Here is a 17,842-nt window from a genome sequence, read left to right as displayed (position 1 = left end):
GACACCTGCAGTGGATTAGAACACACAATATCAAAGAGTGTGAGCAGTGCAACACCCTCTACCCCATTCGGGCAGCCTGGGCTTACTCAATCTTGACCTCTCTTCACCCCGAAATGCAAATGGAAAAACGGGTTTATTACGTTGTCACTGCTCATTTACTAATCAGTAGGTCAGGAGTCCATTCGACAGCCGATGTCTTTAAAAGTTCAAAAGTCATCGGACCAACGCCCGAAAACACATCGACTATATCCACAATAATTCACCTCTCGCCACCCACCCGAGGCCCCACATCGCTAAGTTTTTAGCGCCAACAAAACTGGAAAAAATTCTTCGCAAACTTTGCAAATACGCCAATCCACCCTGTTTCGTTATGCAAAGTACGGAAGCGGGGGCAATTGAACCCCACCCTTTTGCTATAAGTACCCCCGATTACCGCTAGAGTCTGAAGACAACGGCTGTATATCAAGCTTCACTTTGAATGCACTTTGAAAGGTTGCGCCTCATATGAGCGATCAATTCCCAGTCCTCCCTGAAGAGTTCCAGCCCGGCGACGGCCGCTTTGGCTGCGGCCCGTCGAAAGTCCGCCCGGCACAGATTCAGGCAATCGTTGACGGCGGTACCTCTATCATGGGTACCTCCCACCGTCAGTCGGCAGTGAAGAACGTTGTTGGTGAGGTTCGCGAGGGTCTGGCTGAGCTCTTCCAGCTTCCGGAAGGCTACGAGATTGTCCTGTCCCTCGGCGGCGCAACCGCTTTCTGGGATGCTGCCACCTTTGGGCTCATCGAGAAGAAGTCCGCTCACCTGACTTACGGTGAGTTCTCCTCCAAGTTCGCCAAGGCTTCCAAGATGGCTCCGTGGCTCGACGCTCCGCAGATCATCGAAGCAGAGCCGGGTTCCGCACCTGAGGTTGTCGCTGGCGAAGAGGGCGTTGACCTTATTGGTTGGGCTCACAACGAGACCTCCACCGGCACCATGGTTCCGGTCACCCGCCCGGCAGGCTCCGAGGGCCAGCTCGTCGCCATCGATGCCACCTCCGGCGCCGGCGGTCTCCCGGTCGACATGTCCCAGGCTGATGTCTACTACTTCTCCCCGCAGAAGTGCTTCGCTTCTGACGGCGGCATCTGGTTGGCTGCAATGTCTCCGGCTGCCATCGAGCGTATTGAGAAGATCAATTCTTCCGACCGCTTCATCCCGGCTTTCCTGAACCTGCAGACTGCCGTTGATAACTCCCGCAAGAACCAGACCTACAACACCCCGGCCGTCGGCACCTTGCTGATGCTGGCTGATCAGGTCAAGTGGATGAACACCAACGGCGGCCTCGACGGCATGGTCGCTCGCACCACCGAGTCCTCCTCCCACCTCTACAACTGGGCTGAAAACCGCGCGGAGGCAACTCCGTTCGTCACCGATGCTGCAAAGCGCTCGCTGGTCGTCGGCACCATCGACTTCGAGGACAACATCGACGCCGCACAGATCGCCAAGGTTCTGCGCGCCAACGGCATCCTCGACATCGAGCCGTACCGCAAGCTGGGCCGCAACCAGCTGCGCATCGGTATGTTCCCGGCCATCGACCCGGAGGACATCCGTCGTCTGACTGGCGCTATCGACTGGGTTTTGGACAACGGCTACGCTGCAAAGTAACAGCCAAATACCGGCCTCAGCCGCATAACTCCCGCGCCACGCGCAAGGGCATTGCCCCAATTGTCCGTGACGCGGGAGTTTTGTCGTTTACCATGATTAGTGAGCATTACTTATAACGTCGACCGACAAGGAGGTTCTCGCATGAGGGAGCTGAAGCCCGTTCTGGACGGCGATGTGACCGATTCACTGATTCTCGTTCCCGCTGATATCACCGAGCAGGAACGGCAGGAGGGACTTCGCTTCACGCTGCCTCTCGACGAGAACCTGCGCACTTTCCTGGTCGAGCACTTCGAGCTCGCCGATGCCACTGGTTCCCCTGCTACAGCTGATTCCGCATCGCTTGCCGACGGATCCAGCGACACAACCGCCACTGCCAGCGGTAGCTCTGGGGAGAGTGCTACCGCAGAGAGCGGCTCCACCGACGGAAATTCCACTGGTGACAGCACAGCGGAAGCCACCACCACAAGCGGCGACTCGGCCGAAGGCAGCGAGGCGGCCGGCAACTCCGCTGCGGCAGGCGGGGCACCGAAGAAGACTCCAACGGCGCCGAAGCCGGTGCTGGAAGAGCCCCGCGTCGTTTTGTCGCCGCGAGAGATTCAGGACCGCATTCGCAGCGGCCAGACGGTCGAGGAGCTCATTGAGTACAGCGGCATGCAGCCGCGCAAGATTGAGTCCTTCGCCTACCCGGTGCTTGCGGAGCGCGCACGTATTGCGGAGCTCGGCAAGCAGTCGAAGCCACGTCGCATTGATGGCCCGACCAAGTTGTCCTTGTGGGAGATTCTCGCCACCGCTTTTGCCGCCCGTGGCCAGGAACTCGCCGATGCCTCGTGGGATGCCTACCGCGACCCGAGTGGACAGTGGATTGTGACCGTGACTTGGAAAGTCGGCCACACCACCAACGTGGCCGAGTGGAGTTACCAGGCAGAGGGTCTTTCCGCGCTCACCATTGCTCGCAATGAGCTGGCAGCAGAGCTGATTGACCCCGACTTTGCCCGCCGCAACCGGGACTTGGCTCCGCAGGCCAATCGAGCTGCTGATTCCGCGGATACCTCTGAGATGCCGGCCGCATGGCAGTCTTCGGCGGAGCCGCCGCGAGGCCACGGGGAGCAGGACGTTCCGTCGCAAAGCGACGCCGACGACGATATTGACGAGGCGGAGTTCTTGCAGCACCCGGACGCGGAGCAGCCGAAGCGCAAGAAGAAGACTGTCATGCCGTCGTGGGAGGATGTGCTTCTCGGCGTACGTCCGAACGGCCCGAAGAAGTAGGAGTTTTCCTCGACAATGAGCTCCATGACCAGCGGCAACGCTTCTGATTTCGAATTCTCCGCGATTCGCCGCGGTGTAGTCACAATTTGGTTTGTCAGCACCAATGACCCTGCTGCGACCCTGGAGACAGGTGTTCAGCATGACCGCGGTTTCGGGCGCCGTTTCCTAGCTCTCTATGACTCGACGCTGCCGGTAACACCGATTGGTGATTTCCCGCTCAACCGCTCGGCGGAAACCGGTGACGGCGAATACTACATCGGTGGCTTTGAGGGCGTTGCCGTACTGCAGACGGTTCTCGATGATGTCTCGCAGCTGTCCAAGCTGTCGCCTCGTCTCCGGCAGGAGATTGCCGCGACGGACGTCTACGCGAGTGTGTCGAATAAATCTACGGGCTTCGGCGCCTTTGCGCATTGGCACGATGGTGAGCTCAAGCGCGCTTTCTCCGCTACTCGCTACCGCACACTGGAAGACATCGGTCTTCCCTGCCCCGCAGAGGGCAGCTTCTGGGCGGGCAAGCACCGCCCGCTGCCCGACGCTTTCGAAGATACGGGTTCACGTCCACGGGAGGGGGTCGGTTTGCCGTTCGTTCCGGCAGAGCTTGCCGACGCCGTCATCACCGACTGGCTCGGATTCGACCCGCATTCGCCCGCTACAGATATCCCTGTTAGTGGTTTTGCGGTCGATGGCCGTCGTGCGGCTCTCGGAACTTCGTATTCGGCGTCTCGTAGTCCACGCGGACTAATGGGTGAGCCGGGTTCCTCCGAGTCTGGCGCAGAGATTGACCGCGCCTACGACGACTACGAGGTTCATAATGCAGAGCCGAACCGAGACTTTCTGGAGGAGCTCAGTCGCTTTGGGGCTAAGGCCAAGAACTTCGCTGGCCGCACCTGGCAGCGGGCGCGAGGCAAGTTCGGGAAATAGTTTCTACTGCCCTGCACGCTGCGACTGAACGCGCAGTCGCTCGTAGAACGCAATCGCTGCGGAGGTAGCCACATTCAGGCTGTCAGTTCCCGGTGACATGGGAATGCGGGCACGCACATCGGTGGCTGCCATCGCGTGCTCGGTAAGCCCTGGCCCCTCAGCACCAACAAGAATCGCGATCTTGTCCGTGTCCATGGCATCCCACAGGTCCACCGTGCCCGCAGGGGTCATCGACACCACGCGGAAGCCCTGCTCTTTGAGCTGGTCCAGGCTTCGCTGCCAGGTGGTCGTAGTACCGGGCAGAGTCGCAAATGGGACTGTCAGCACATGCCCCATGGAAACGCGCACGCTGCGGCGATACAGCGGATCGGCGCAGGCCGCTCCGAAGACGACCCCGTCCACGCCCATGCCCGCCGCATTGCGAAACAGAGCGCCGATGTTCTCGTGGTCACCGACTCCCTCCATGACAGCCAAGGTGGTGGCTCCACTCAGAACTTGGTCCACCGATAGCTCCGGCGCGCGGTCAGCGGTAGCCAGCAGGCCGCGGTGAAGATCAAATCCGGCCGCTGCGGCAAGAACCTCGCGGTCGAGTTCAAACCAGGGCACCGTTTCCGCAATAGCGGCCTCGCTCGCGGTCAGTCCGTCGGCAAGCGATGCGAGCTTCTGGCGAGTACCAAAGACTGCGCGGAGCGGAAAGCGGGAGCGCACTAGCCTCGGCACAATGAGCGTGCCTTCGGCGATGACCAGCCCCTTCCCACCGGGCAGATCGGGGCGGGAATCGGACTTGTTGAGGTTGCGGATGTCATCGAGACGGCTGTCGGCGGGATCATCGACGACGATGGGCGCAAAACGTTCGATTGATGTGGTGGTACTCATGGAAACTCTTTAGCCGCCCAGCAGAGCGGTGAACGGATCGGCGGCGAAGTAGATGATGAACAGGCCGGAGACAATCCACATCAGCGGATGCACGGACTTGGCACGACCCGAGAAGATAGCCATCGCAGCAAAGGTGATGAAACCGATGCCGATACCATTTGCAATCGAGTAAGTAAACGGCATGGTGACCATAGTCAAAAATGCCGGCAGTGCGATGTCGAAGCGGGTGAAATCAATCTCGGTGATCTGCCCAATCATCATGGCACCGACAATGACCAGCACGGGTGCTGCAGCCTCGATAGGAACGATTTCATAGAGCGGGGTGAAAAACATCGCTGCCAGAAAGAGGATGCCGGTGACAATGTTGGCAAGGCCAGTGCGTGCACCATCGGCGATGCCCGCTGCGGAGTCGACAAAGACGGTGTTCGACGAGGAGCTGACTGCACCGCCGACGATGGCACCGGTGCCTTCGACAACCAGTGCGCGCTTCATGTCCGGCAGCACACCGTCTTCATCGACAAGTGCGGCCTGCTTGCCCAGACCAGTCATCGTTCCCATGGCATCGAAGAAGTTAGCCAGGACCAAGGTAAACAGCAGCATGGTGGCGCTGAGGGCACCGACGCGGGCAAAGGAGCCGAAAAGATCCACAGCTCCAACGAGGGACAAGTCCGGCATGCCGCCCACGCGGTCCGGCAGAGTCGGTACCGCGAGATTCCAACCGGTCGGCACTGGCTTGCCGTCAGCGAAGGAGGGGCCCGCATCGGTCAAGGCCTCGACTGCGAGCGCAATGATGGTATTCAGCACGATGCCGATGAACAGGCCGCCTGGAATATTGCGGACAACCATGATGCCGCAGATAATCAGCCCGAGGACGAACACGGCGGTCGGCCACGAGGCAATCTGCCCATTGATGCCGAGCTGCACCGGAACAGTCGTGTCAGCGGCATCGGGAATGCGGCGAACCAGGCCACCGTCGACCAGACCAATCATGGCGATGAACAGGCCGATACCCACACTCATCGCAGCCTTCATATCGGACGGAATCGCGTGGAAGACAGCTGTGCGGAATCCGGTCAGCGCCAGCAGCACGATAATCACGCCGTCCAGCACGACCAGGCCCATCGCTTCTTCCCAGGCCAGCCCCTCATTAGCAACGAATGTCACGGCAACGAGGGTGTTAATGCCCAGGCCCGTCGCAATGCCGAAGGGGTACTTGGCAAAGAGACCAAAAGCAATGGTCATGACGCCCGCGGCGAGCGCGGTGACAGCGGCGACCTGCGGTATCCCCAAGCTATTGCCATTGACGTCCTCGATATTGCCGAGGATCAGTGGGTTGAGCAGAATGATGTAGGCCATCGCGAAGAAGGTCACTACGCCACCGCGAATCTCGGTTACGGTCGTCGAACCGCGCTCCGTGATGTGAAAATAGCGGTCTACTGCCGAAAGATGGCTCCCCTTCCGTGCAGGCTTGGAGTCCTTCGCCTCATCTGAGGATGTTGCAGAGGTGGACGTACCTTTGTCCATTTTTTATGCCTCTCTAGAGTCTCTTTTTATCCGTGTCACGTGATTACCCGTGTCAGAGCGGAATTATTGTGCCGAAAGCCGTCACAGTGCAGTCTCTGGGGCCACAGCGGTGTCGAAACTGCACCGTCTTCGTCATCGCGTTTGCCTAGGCGGAAAGCTACAGGTGTGAATCCTGGTAGGGTTCCGCCACCGGAGCGCCCTGCCCCGTTACTTCCGGGATGGCTGAGTGCGCACCGCAGCCGTGATCAAAGCTTACGGCCGTGGCATCGAATGTCCATTCGTTGACACACACGCCCCAGTTCTTACCGAGCGCCCCTGTCAACGGGACCATAAAGGCGCAGGTTCGACAGCGGTGCAATGCTTCCCGAGCGAAGTCACTCTCGGGGCCGGTATCGCCCTCTTCCCAGCGCTGCTCGGTATCTTCCACACCACGCGCCGACAACGTGCGGGTCTGCAAGTCATCGCCGTCGAGTCGCTCATCTCCCACCGCAGCCGGCAACAGATCGCGCGGACCGAGGTCACCGGGGCGCAGCCGCTCCTCGTAGGGCACCCACTCAGGCGCCTGCAGCGCGGTTTCGCCAGGGACAAGAGCCACTTCACTGACCGTCGCCTGTTGAGTGCCCGGCGCGCACGCGACCACCACATGCCACTCCCAGCCCCTGTATCCGGGCAGGTCAGCCGCAAAACGATGCACCGCAACGCCCTCACCTACGACACTTACGCCGGTGTGCGCGCCGGCAGGCCCCTCCCCGAGCTCTTCGATTGCGGTACGGGCAGTGTCGACCGCCTGGTGATTCATCACCTTCCCCCGTCGGCGGCTGTTTCGGGAACGTCGTCGATTTTCAGTCACGTTTCCTATCCTAGAGTGAAGCTATGGACAGATTCCCGTCGGGCGACGCAAAACCCGCCCGCCTCTTCCACTCATCACGCTTTACGACGGCCCGAGCTGCCATCCTCTCCGTGGCAACTGCCGCCCTGTTGACCGGTTGTGCGGCTGAAACTGGTTCAGGTGGCAATCCCTCAGGGGAGACCCCTACTAGTGGAGCTAGTGCGGACTCGAACTCCGGCACCGCCCCGAGGTCGACTTCGGCATCGGTTAATCCCTCCGAGCTGGTCGGTGCCGATAAGGTGCCGGGGCTCGGTGATGTTCCGACACTGAAACTGACCATCGAGCAGTCCTATCCCGTCTTGGCTCCACCACTTCCCACGGAGAAGAATGTCGCTGCGCCTTTTGTCCAGGGCCTTGAGTTCGAACCCGATGGCTCTTTGTTGATGGGCACCGGCCTCTACGGCGAGTCCCAGATTTACCGATTGCCGCAGTGGCTCGACAACTCTGCAGCCGAGCCGACCAACGTGGAAGATCTACAGCCTGAGCTCTTCGGCGAGGGGATTACCCGTCATAGAGATACCGTGTGGCAGCTGACGTGGAAGGAAGGACGCGCCATAGAACGCGACGCGGCTACTCTCAAGCAGCGTCGCGAGATTCCCTTCGACACCGAAGGCTGGGGCGCGTGTTCCTTCGATGACACTATCGTGACCTCCGATGGTAGTGGCACCCTCACTTTCCGCTCCCCCGATGACCTCTCAGCCCAGCGTCAACTGCCCGTCACTGCAGCAGGCACGGAGACAACGTGGCTCAACGAACTTGAGTGCGTCACTGTCGACACCGACGTAAATCCGGACGCAGCTCCGGACGCAGCTCCGGCGGGCACGGACGATTCAAACAGCCAGAGCAACGGGGACGAACCAACCGCCCCGCAATCGCACCGCGAGATTTGGGCCAACGTCTGGCAGAGTCCATTCATCTACCGCATCAACCCGGAAGACGGAAAGGTCACAGGCATCGTCGATGCCACCGAACTCTTTCGTGACCTGTACGCGCAGCTCTCCCCGACAGAACAAAACAGTATTGATGTGCTCAACGGCATTGCATTAATGCCAGACTCTTCCTCCTCTACCTCCCCCAATGGAACCCGTCAGTTCCTGCTTACAGGGAAGAAATGGCCCACAGCCTACCGTGTTACCGTGAGTGAATAGCAGTATCTGGCCCGAGAACGGCTAGTGTGACTGAACGTAGCTTCAATTCCGTTACGAATGTCGGGAAGTGAGAGTTGATGGGATCGAGTAGGCGCCGCTGGCAACAGAATAGTAAGGCGTTCATGGTTGTCGGCGCTATTGTCGTGGTGGGTCTTGTCGTCACCGGCATTGTCCTTGCTGTTAATAAGTGGACCAACCAGGCAATCGACGACCCACGCACGCTGTCCATCGAGGTCAATCAAGACGGCGAAACCACAGAGGTTCTTCCCTACCGCGTCTGCGACCTCTTTGAGAAGAACGCCTGCACCACGACTGAGACCAACGCCGCCAAGATTTCCCTGGGCGAGCAGGAGACGGCTGAGGTTAACGTCGGCTCCACTGTTGGCTCTAACTCTTGGACTCTGCAGCGTTTCTTCTCTGACGATGCGGTCAACTCCACCTCTCGCAAGGATCCGGGCGAAGCCACGACCGAGACCATCGCCGGCTCCGCAGCTTTTGCCGGCAAGCGCACCCCACTCGGGGTCGTGGAGGTTTCCACCGCGCTCATCGGAAAGAACTCCGAGGGCGAGGAGACCACCTACGGCATTACTTGGTCGATTGTCAACGAACCGTCGTAAAGCACAGCAAAACGCCCGCTCACTGAGGTTTTCCACCTTCGTGAGCGGGCGTTTTCACATCTTCTAACGACTTACGAGTCCAGCTCGCGCGCGACCGCACGCAGGACTTCAGCCATCTGGTGGCCGTCCTTACGCTCCGGGTAACGCCCGGCGCGCAGGTCACGCTGCACCGTCGACTCCAGCATGGAAATCATGTCCGAAATCATGCCGTTGAGATCGCTGGGGCTGTGCTTCTTCGCTTGACGACGGGCTCCTGCGCCCCCGCCTGCCCCGCCCCGGCGGTGACGGGCACCGCGCGGTCCCTCATCGAGCACCTTGATCCGGAGGGCCTGCGGGCCTGGGCGACCGTCAGCGTAGTCGTACTCCAGGCGCTGACCAGTTACAAGCTCTTCCACGCCTTTCGGCAGCACGTTCTTGCCGATGTAGACATCTTCACCGTCCGGATTCGACACGAAGCCAAAACCGCGATCCTTGTCGTACCACCTGACCTTACCGATGGGCACTTTCCACCTAACCTTCCCGTGCCCTGTGACTGGGGGCACTCAACCTCGTTCCCCTTGCGCAGTGGTGACTGCCCTTCGGGGTCTTCGAATCGGAGATGCAATTCTTCCGCACTTGCCACCGTCCTCGTACGCACAAACGGCCATAGTTAGAGACTCGATCGAGGCGAGCTTGGCCAGACAGGACCGCAAGGATATGCCGGGCCAGGCGCTGGCTTAATGGTGTTCCTTTAATAAAGCTGCGACCAAAAACAGGACGCCCTCCAACGGGGAACACATTATTTATTACTGCTTACTAGTGCGAAGTGGCGGCAGCGGTAGCGGCGTGCATGAGCACGTCACCTCCGATTACCTAAAGAACTCAATTATACCCATAGATGGGGACATAAAGGGAAGATGGATTTGCGTGAAGCGAGCACGCTCGCGGATTGACTCACCGAGACCGCAACTAACTGTCAGCGTTGGTTCTTCTTGGCTATCTCTTATGACCATCTTTTTCAGTGCCTGCGACGCGCCAAAACAGGAAAAATAACAAGACGATAACGTGAGCTTTATCACATTATGCGGTTTTAACTTCCACACCATCAATAACAGTCATGCTTTCTACCTGCAGTTTCACCTACTTTTATGCATATTTCCCACCTGTGCTCAAAACTAAGAATCCGGCGATTCGCGTGACTATTTCGTTACCAACCGCTACGGTGTGCAATCGACGCGTTTAACGGACGAAGTCGCATAGATCGCCTTCATCTCACTCCAGTGCGATGACATCGGTTCGTTATCAACAACGTGAAGAACTTTCCATAAGAGTGAGATGGGGTTGCATTAGCCCCACTGGCGCCACAAAGAAAATCGACGAAAAGGAAATTTTCATATGGCTCGCCACGCAGCTAAGACCAACACCTTCGCTTCCACTTCGGCAAAGGTTGCACTGACCGGCGCAATCCTGGGTGCCGGTGCCGCTATCTTCGCGCCGACCGCTTCTGCAGCTCCGGACTCCGACTGGGATCGCCTGGCACAGTGTGAGTCCGGCGGCAACTGGCACATCAACACCGGAAACGGCTACTACGGTGGCCTGCAGTTCTCCGCAGGCACCTGGAACGCTTTCGGTGGTAACGAGTTCGCTTCGACCGCTGATCAGGCTTCCCGCGAAGAGCAGATCTACGTTGCTGAGAAGGTTTTGGCTCAGCAGGGTTGGGGCGCATGGCCGGCTTGCTCCGCAAGCCTGGGTCTGTCCTCCGGCCCGACTGACCGCCCGCACCCGAGCCAGGGCGCCGCTCCTGTTCGCGCACAGGCCGCTCCGGCAGCTGCTGCTTCCGACTCCAAGACTGACCTGATCCAGCAGTTCGCTGACCGCCTGTCCAACGTCGACAGCCTGTCCGACGCTCAGGCGCTCATCGCTGAGTTCCGTGCACTGACCGGCCAGGTTGAGCTCCCGCAGGAACTGGTCGCAGCCATTCCGTTCGATCTGTCGAAGCTGCAGGGCCTGATCTAAGGCTTTCGAGCTAGCCAGCTCATCACAGTAGCCCCGAAGGTAATCCACCTTCGGGGCTACTTTTTGTCTTCAGCAGGTTGGCGGTACCGGCCCAATGTAAGTTACTGCCTGCGTTTATGGCTGGCGACCGCGTGCCTGCGCGAGTTACTGCCTGCGTTTATGACAAAAATGACCCGAAAAACAGCTTGAAAGTGCCCTAAACTCGCACAGTTTCATATTTGAGGCCCGCAGCCACGACTGAACTAGCAGTCACGGCTGCGGGCCTCCAGCAGAAGTAGTTCTGCTAAAAATCTAAAAGATTACTTGTTAATCACCGTGGTCGGGTGCACGTAACCCAGAGTCTCCGGAGCAACCGGGAACTCAATGTCGCCGAAAGGCGAATCTGCACCAGCGTGGTGAGCAATCAGTTCAGTAACAGCGTGCTGACCAGGCTCGAGGTCCTTCGGCCAGCCGGGATCGACATAGGATTTCTTTGCAACGTTAGCCATGCTGAGATTATCCCAAAAATTTTCTCCCCAGTCACCTTCTCCCCTCCTTCAATCTCACTAAAGTGGGGATTGTCATGACTAGCACCACCCCCTTTGCACTCTTTTCCGACTGGCTGGCAGGTCAACCAGGCCAATTTGTGGGCACTATCCTCAGCAATCGCCCCGATGCGCTGTCGCCACCGCCGAAGTCTTCCCAGGTGCTAGCGGCAAGGCTCCAGCTCCGCGCTTCTGTTTCCCGCGCGCTGACCAAACTGCCCGCACTGGAGCTCGCCTGCATTGAGGCTGCCGCTGACCTCGGTGCCGACGCCGAACCTGTCACTGCGGACGCCCTCATCGACTACATTCTCGACTTACTCTCTCGAGCAGAAGTTCCCGCCAATCAACGGCCCACGGCCACGCATATTCGGACAAGCCTCGATACCCTGCGCGAATACGGACTCATCTGGGGCAACGGCCCAGGCCCTCGCGGCACTTTCACCGGGAAGTCCACCCGCAAGAAGCCTCTGCCGTGGCAGGACTACTTCTGTCTCAGCGATGAGGTCGCTACCTCGTTGCCACCCGGCTGGTATCTTCTGCCCAATCCCGACGGCCCCAGCCGCAGCCAGCTACGCACGGCACTCACCGAGGTCACAGACAGACAGCAGCGTCTCCTGGACACCCTCGCCAACTCCGGAGGCCTCGGCGTCACAAAGGACGCTCATCCGGATGCCGACCCCTCACTGCCGGTCCCAGCGCTCATCAACGCCGGCCTGCTCGAACGCATCGACGAGGGCACCGTCCGCCTGCCCGCCACCGTTCGCGCCCTTATGCGTGGAGTCGGGCTTGCCGACGACGACGTCCCCCTGCGCCCCGGAATCCCCGATACCCATGTGATTGCCAGCGGTAACGACCGTGCTGCCGCCACTGCCTGGGAAACTTTGCGACAGGCGACTGACCTCCTGAACTTGCTGGGAACCGACCCCGCGCCGACCTTGAAAAACGGTGTTATCGGAGTGCGGGAAACCCGCAATCTCATCGAGGAGCTCGGCGTCGACATCTCAGAGTTGGCTCGCGGCGTGGCTAACCTCAGTGCAGCGGGCCTGGTTCATGTCGGTACTCCACATCCACTGCCACTGCACGACACCGGTGGTGACTATTTCGCCCCCACGCTGGCAGCCGACGGCTTCCTCGACGCCGATTTGGTTGACCGATGGGTGAGCTTGACGGTCGGCACTCGCACTAGCGACGCAGCTCCCTGGCGGGTCGACCAGCTTGGTGAGGAAGGCAAGCGCATTGCTCTACTCTCCCCACAAGCTCGGCTCTCCGGGGTACCGTCAATCCGGGAAATGGTGCTGGCCTGCTGTGCGCAGGTGGCGTCGTCGGCAAGCGACAACGACGTAGTTGCTCTGACTGATCTGCGGGAATGCGCCGCCTACTACTCCCCAATCACCAACGCGAGGTGCACGGACGAGACGCTCAGTGGCGTGGTCGACGAGCTGGTCGCCCTCGGCATCGTCGTGCGGGCCCCTGGCGTGGAAACGATTTCCGTCGGCCTTAGCGAGGTCGGCAAAGCCATGGTCGCGCTCATCGAATCCGGCACTGCCGAGGCCTTCGACAATCTGCGTGCGGCCTGTAACAACCTCTTGCCGCCGAACGCCTCGTACCTGATGGTCCAGGCGGACAACACCATCGTCGTACCGGGCCCCGCATCCCCGGAGATGGAACGCATGCTCAGTTCGATTGCGCAGCTGGAATCTCCCGGCCTCGCCAGCGTCTACCGCGTGACCGAAGACAGCCTCCGCGATGCCCTCGACGCCGGCATCAACGCCGCCGATATCTCGGAGTTTCTCTCGCGCTACGCCGTCGGCGAAGTGCCGCAGTCCATTACCTATTTGCTTGACGACGTCGCCCGCCGCCACGGTCGTCTCCGCGGTGGCCCCGCAGCTTCGTTTATCCGCTGTGACGATCCGGCCCTGCTGGCCTCATTCCAGAGTCACCAGGCTGGACAAAGCCTGGCGTTACGCAAGATTGCCGAAACGGTGCTAATTAGCCAGGCCCCGCTTGCCCAGGTGATTGAGACCGCTAGAAATGCGGGCTTTTCCATCATCGCCGAAGATGCAGAGGGCTTGGTGCTGGATCTCGGTCGCGCTCCCTGCCGCATTGAGGCGCCAGCTCCGGTGCCCACTGCTCGTACAACGATGCCCGAACCGGAACGCATCAGCCAGGCGTTGACGGCTATTGCCGATGGCAACCGTGCTGCTGAGCGCGCCGGTAGTTCCAGTGGCGCTACAGCCAGTGGCAGCACTGCCGGGGTCTCTGGCTCGGCTGCGGATTCGGCGACAGGTACGGGGACGGCTGCCGGTGCCAGCGCTAGCACGGGTGGCACAAGCGACTACGCCTCTGGCACCGAAGCGTTCAAGCTTCTGCAGCGCGCGGCTCGCCACGGCGACGACCTGTATTTGAGCTACGTTGACCGCAACGGCAAACCCGGCCGCAAGCGCGTGCGCCCAGTCACCGTCTCCGGTGGGCAGGTCGATGCTATCGACCCTGCCACCAGCCAAGTGCTGCGCTTTCTGCTGCATCGCATTACCGAAGTACATCCTGTCGACTAGGCGGCGGGCGCGGGGACCGTCGTAAAGCGATGCAAAAGCGAATGTGGCGGTTCGGGATGATTCGAGCCCGTGCCGCATCTTCTGCGTAATCGTGGCAGAATTGACCTTTAGCTTATTTTTGGTCGAATGTCTGCGAGGCAAGAAGATTATGGGTTTCGGTACGGGGCCGCTGATCGTCCAATCGGATAAGACGGTGCTGCTGGAGGTCGACAATCCGGAGGCGGATGCGGCACGCGCGGCGCTGGCACCGTTCGCGGAGCTCGAACGCGCTCCCGAACATGTGCACACCTACCGCATCACCCCGCTGGCGCTGTGGAATGCCCGCGCCGCCGGTCACGACGCGGAGCAGGTGGTCGATGTCCTTGAGCGCTTCTCCAAGTTCCCCGTCCCACAGCCGCTGCTTATCGACGTCGCGGAGACCATGGACCGATACGGTCGCCTGAGCCTGACTAAGCATCCTGCTCACGGTCTGATTCTGGTCTCCCACGACCCTGCGGTACTGGCCGAGGTGACCAAGCACAAAAAGATTCGTCCGATGCTCGGTGAGCAAATCGATGCCGACACCTGGACCGTGCACCCCTCCGAGCGAGGCCGAATCAAACAGGAGCTGCTGAAGGTCGGCTGGCCTGCCAATGACACCGCCGGATACATCGACGGTGAGGCGCACGCCATCGCTTGGCAGGATCAGGGCACCGGAGGCCACGACACTTGGGAACTGCGCGACTACCAACGTATGGCGGCTGATTCCTTCCGCGAAGGCGGTTCCGGCGTCGTGGTGCTGCCCTGTGGCGCAGGCAAAACAATCGTCGGTGCAGCGGCCATGGTAGACGCGCAGCGCACTACTTTGATCCTCGTCACCAACACCGTCGCCGGCAGGCAGTGGCGCGACGAGCTGCTGCGACGCACCTCGCTGACCGAGGACGAAATCGGCGAATACTCCGGCGAAAAAAAGGAAATTCGCCCCGTCACCATTGCGACCTACCAAGTGGTCACGCGCAAGACCAAGGGAGAATACCGCGCACTCGAGCTATTCGATTCCCGCGACTGGGGCCTCATCATCTACGACGAGGTCCACCTCCTGCCCGCTCCTGTGTTCCGAATGAGTGCGGATCTGCAGTCGCGCCGTCGACTGGGGCTCACCGCTACTCTGGTGCGCGAAGATGGCCGCGAGGGCGACGTCTTCAGCCTGATTGGCCCGAAGCGCTACGACGCCCCGTGGAAGGACATCGAAGCCCAGGGCTGGATCGCACCGGCTGACTGCGTTGAGGTCCGCGTGACCCCGACCGAGTCCGAGCGTATGCTCTACGCCACGGCTGAGGCCTCCGACAGGTATCGTCTGGCCGCAACGACGCCGACGAAGATTCCCGTCGTCAAGCAAATCCTTGCCCGACACGAGGGCGAACCCGCTCTGGTGATTGGTGCCTACCTGGATCAGCTCGAAGAGATTGGCGAAGAGCTCGGCGTCGACGTCATCGAAGGAAAGACATCCAACGCCAAGCGCGAGGAGCTCTTTGGGAAGTTCCGGCGCGGCGAGATCAACACGCTGGTGGTCTCCAAGGTTGCGAACTTCTCCATCGACCTTCCCGAAGCCTCTGTCGCCGTACAAATCTCCGGCACCTTCGGTTCCCGACAGGAGGAGGCACAGCGTCTGGGGCGTCTCCTGCGCCCGAAGTCCGATGGTGGTGGCGCCGTCTTTTACTCGGTGGTGACTCGCGATACCCTCGATACCGAATACGCAGCTCACCGCCAGCGTTTCCTGGCGGAACAGGGCTACGCCTACCGAATCGTCGACGCAGATGAATACCTCGGCCCAACCCTGCCCGGTGATTCCACCGCTAGCTCGGAATCCTAGAAAACTGGATAACTAAAGGACTGCCATGAACTTTCACTTCCCCGTCAACCGCGAGCACACCAACGCCAACAACGAGTACTACCGCGATGCCCGCCGACTGCTCATCTCCTCCGGCATTTTCTCTGCTCTGCTGCTCGTCGGCGCTGTGCTGGTTCTAGTAGTTTTCGACCGCACGCCGTTTGTTATCGGCAGCGCGGTCGTGCTTTTCGCCCTCGCGGCTCTCTACGTCGGCGTTACCTTCCAGGTGCGACACGCAATTAAGGATCCGCAAGCGCTTTACGACGAATCCCCGCTGGTTCCGGCCATGATTGCGCGTGTAGATGAGCGAACCATGGTGCTGATGACCCTGGTGGACATGCGTAAAAACCCCTCCGATGGCGAGCCCGTCCCGGCCCTGGCTATACGTACTGTCACCACGATTTCCGGGGTTCCCCGCCGCGTGGGCGCGAAGGTGCCAGCTGTTGCTGTGGCCGGTACGCACAAGAGCCGCACCGAGTTTTACGATGAAATCACCCCCGTGCCCCTCGCGTGGTCCACTTCGGATAAGTCAGTCATTGCCCAAGCCCAGCGCAATATTCCGGTCAACGATTGGAACGTGCTCGAACGCAACATCGACCGGGTGGAAGAGGTACACGCAACGAAGCGCAACCTCCTGCCACTGAACTAGTCGGGGTCTGTTAACCCCTCTCCCCCCCCCCGACCTTTTCGTACTGAGCTGTTCCAGCCCCACCCTGTTTTCCCTTACCAGCGCTCCCCTCCGCGGCTCTCACATACACAGCGAGAGCGCCATTGGGAACTGAAACAGGTTGACTAGCTCTTGCCCCAGGACTCTTCGTTCTGCCGGTCAATCGCTTCCTTATCGTATTCACCTGCCGGGTCCTCTGGCAGCTCACGTTCCGTGTGAGTGGCCTCTAGAATGAACCGCGCCGCGTCCGTAATCTGTTCTCGCTGAACCTTTGGAACCGCAATCTGATGAGTTGCCAAGAATTCTGACTGAGAGGCCTCTCCACCTGCCGCCTCGACCTGCTTCAGGTACTCGGTAGCTGGACGAACGACAGTATCGCGGGAGGCCGCCTGAACGTGGACACGCATGCGTCGCGACGGCTCATGCAAACCCGGTGACACTTCCTTTGCCGAATCATCAGAGGTGCCGAAGAATGCTTGCAACCACACCGCAGGAGCACCACGCAGGTCTAGAGCCGGGGCAACGAGCAACAGAGCAACCGGAGTGTCTTGACTAATCTGGTCTACCGCGGAAACAACGTTGTGGCCGCCTGAGGAGACACCATAGAGAACTATCGGGTTCTGATCGCTGATGGGCATTGCACCCAATTTTTGAAGCTGCAATGAATCATCTGCGACAGATGCGACTACCCGCGCAATGTCATTCACGGCATCAGATACCTTATGCTCTGGTGCGAGCCGATAATCCACATCCACAACAATTGCGCCGGATCGGGCTGCCAGTGCAGCCATATTTGGGCCGAAGGAATTCTCACGCAGACTGCCGTCACCCATCCAGAAAGCGCCACCGTGTGCGGCAACTACCACAGATCCGGTCGGATCCTGCGGAACAAAAACCCGAACCGGAACACTAGGACTATCCCCCACCGTCGTATCCGTCACCCCAACCTTGCCCTCGGCATACGCAAGGTATGGCGAAGAATGGTTGACGGCCGCACCCAGCACCATCATCGAGCCGTGAATGATGGCATCTGGCATACGAGCGCCGCGGTCATTGACTGACGCACGAGCCTTCTTAATGTCTTCTTCAGAGGCCCCCAAGGGGACAACCTCGCTCAAGTAGGAATAGGCCGAGACGTGTTCTTCGAGCCATTCAATAAGCTGTTGTAGCTTACCTTCTTCCGTCGTTACGGGAGTGAAGTTGTCTTGAGCCTCGTCCTCAGAAGAAGCGAGGTTAACCACATCGGAGTTAGGTGTCTGATTAGTCATAGAGACAGTCTGCCACAGAGAACCCACGAGAATTCACCGAAATAGAAATCCGGGGATTTGATCGATCGGTTTTGCTAACTG

Annotated in this window: 15 protein-coding genes; 9 read left to right on the top strand and 6 right to left on the bottom strand. The window is 59.8% G+C overall.

The annotated features are described in order from the left end of the window. The first annotated feature begins 504 nt into the window (after positions 1-504). The 3 genes from serC (at position 505) to CORAM0001_RS10230 (ending at position 3,828) form a co-directional block, all read left to right on the top strand. Positions 505-1,641, top strand: coding sequence for a phosphoserine transaminase (gene serC / locus CORAM0001_RS10240; protein WP_005511869.1), 1,137 nt, complete (start codon positions 505-507; stop codon positions 1,639-1,641). A gap of 141 nt (positions 1,642-1,782) precedes the next feature. Then, on the top strand, positions 1,783-2,907 hold the full coding sequence (gene sepH, locus CORAM0001_RS10235) for a septation protein SepH (RefSeq protein ID WP_005511856.1): 1,125 nt from the start codon (positions 1,783-1,785) through the stop codon (positions 2,905-2,907). A 24-nt stretch (positions 2,908-2,931) separates the two neighbouring features. Further along, positions 2,932-3,828, top strand: a complete 897-nt coding sequence (locus tag CORAM0001_RS10230) for a DUF6928 family protein (protein WP_244262061.1) — start codon at positions 2,932-2,934, stop codon at positions 3,826-3,828. Between the two features lie 3 nt (positions 3,829-3,831). Here the strand turns inward: CORAM0001_RS10230 and CORAM0001_RS10225 are convergent, their stop codons facing one another. The 3 genes from CORAM0001_RS10225 to CORAM0001_RS10215 form a co-directional block, all read right to left on the bottom strand. Next, a complete protein-coding gene (locus CORAM0001_RS10225) occupies positions 3,832-4,704 on the bottom strand; it encodes a TrmH family RNA methyltransferase (protein ID WP_005511848.1) in 873 nt (290 codons plus the stop codon). A 9-nt stretch (positions 4,705-4,713) separates the two neighbouring features. Continuing rightward, positions 4,714-6,228 (bottom strand): NCS2 family permease, encoded by a 1,515-nt coding sequence (locus CORAM0001_RS10220; RefSeq protein WP_005511845.1) that lies wholly within the window; start codon positions 6,226-6,228, stop codon positions 4,714-4,716. 157 nt (positions 6,229-6,385) lie between these two features. Further along, complete coding sequence (locus CORAM0001_RS10215) at positions 6,386-7,078, bottom strand: DUF3027 domain-containing protein (protein WP_244262060.1); 693 nt, start codon at positions 7,076-7,078, stop codon at positions 6,386-6,388. A 23-nt stretch (positions 7,079-7,101) separates the two neighbouring features. Here CORAM0001_RS10215 and CORAM0001_RS10210 point away from each other — a divergent pair, with 23 nt between their 5' ends. Both CORAM0001_RS10210 and CORAM0001_RS10205 read left to right on the top strand, forming a co-directional pair. Next, a complete protein-coding gene (locus CORAM0001_RS10210) occupies positions 7,102-8,265 on the top strand; it encodes a glutaminyl-peptide cyclotransferase (RefSeq protein ID WP_005511867.1) in 1,164 nt (387 codons plus the stop codon). 122 nt (positions 8,266-8,387) lie between these two features. Beyond that, positions 8,388-8,882, top strand: a complete 495-nt coding sequence (locus CORAM0001_RS10205; protein WP_005511851.1) for a DUF2771 family protein — start codon at positions 8,388-8,390, stop codon at positions 8,880-8,882. 71 nt (positions 8,883-8,953) lie between these two features. Here CORAM0001_RS10205 and CORAM0001_RS10200 read toward each other — a convergent pair whose 3' ends face one another. Then, positions 8,954-9,385, bottom strand: a complete 432-nt coding sequence (locus CORAM0001_RS10200) for a cold-shock protein (RefSeq protein WP_005511873.1) — start codon at positions 9,383-9,385, stop codon at positions 8,954-8,956. A gap of 871 nt (positions 9,386-10,256) precedes the next feature. On the opposite strand from CORAM0001_RS10200, the gene CORAM0001_RS10195 reads away from it, so the two are divergent. Then, positions 10,257-10,877: a transglycosylase family protein gene (locus CORAM0001_RS10195; RefSeq protein ID WP_005511874.1), complete on the top strand. Its 621-nt coding sequence runs from the start codon at positions 10,257-10,259 to the stop codon at positions 10,875-10,877. 299 nt (positions 10,878-11,176) lie between these two features. Here the strand turns inward: CORAM0001_RS10195 and CORAM0001_RS10190 are convergent, their stop codons facing one another. Further along, on the bottom strand, positions 11,177-11,365 hold the full coding sequence (locus tag CORAM0001_RS10190; protein ID WP_005511850.1) for a hypothetical protein: 189 nt from the start codon (positions 11,363-11,365) through the stop codon (positions 11,177-11,179). 74 nt (positions 11,366-11,439) lie between these two features. On the opposite strand from CORAM0001_RS10190, the gene CORAM0001_RS10185 reads away from it, so the two are divergent. From CORAM0001_RS10185 to CORAM0001_RS10175, 3 genes are all read left to right on the top strand, one after another. Further along, positions 11,440-13,956 (top strand): helicase-associated domain-containing protein, encoded by a 2,517-nt coding sequence (locus tag CORAM0001_RS10185; RefSeq protein ID WP_005511853.1) that lies wholly within the window; start codon positions 11,440-11,442, stop codon positions 13,954-13,956. A gap of 148 nt (positions 13,957-14,104) precedes the next feature. Then, positions 14,105-15,808, top strand: a complete 1,704-nt coding sequence (locus CORAM0001_RS10180) for a DNA repair helicase XPB (protein ID WP_005511868.1) — start codon at positions 14,105-14,107, stop codon at positions 15,806-15,808. 25 nt (positions 15,809-15,833) lie between these two features. Beyond that, entirely contained in the window at positions 15,834-16,475 is a 642-nt protein-coding gene (locus CORAM0001_RS10175; RefSeq protein WP_005511846.1) for a DUF3239 domain-containing protein, read from the top strand. 143 nt (positions 16,476-16,618) lie between these two features. Here the strand turns inward: CORAM0001_RS10175 and CORAM0001_RS10170 are convergent, their stop codons facing one another. Continuing rightward, the gene (locus CORAM0001_RS10170) at positions 16,619-17,761 is read right to left on the bottom strand and encodes an alpha/beta hydrolase (protein WP_040361944.1); all 1,143 of its coding nucleotides are present in this window, start codon (positions 17,759-17,761) and stop codon (positions 16,619-16,621) included. Between the last annotated feature and the right edge of the window lie 81 nt (positions 17,762-17,842).

The organism is Corynebacterium amycolatum SK46 (assembly GCF_000173655.1).
Taxonomy (GTDB): Bacteria; Actinomycetota; Actinomycetes; order Mycobacteriales; family Mycobacteriaceae; genus Corynebacterium; species Corynebacterium amycolatum_A.
This window is presented reverse-complemented; position numbering and strand designations above follow the sequence as displayed.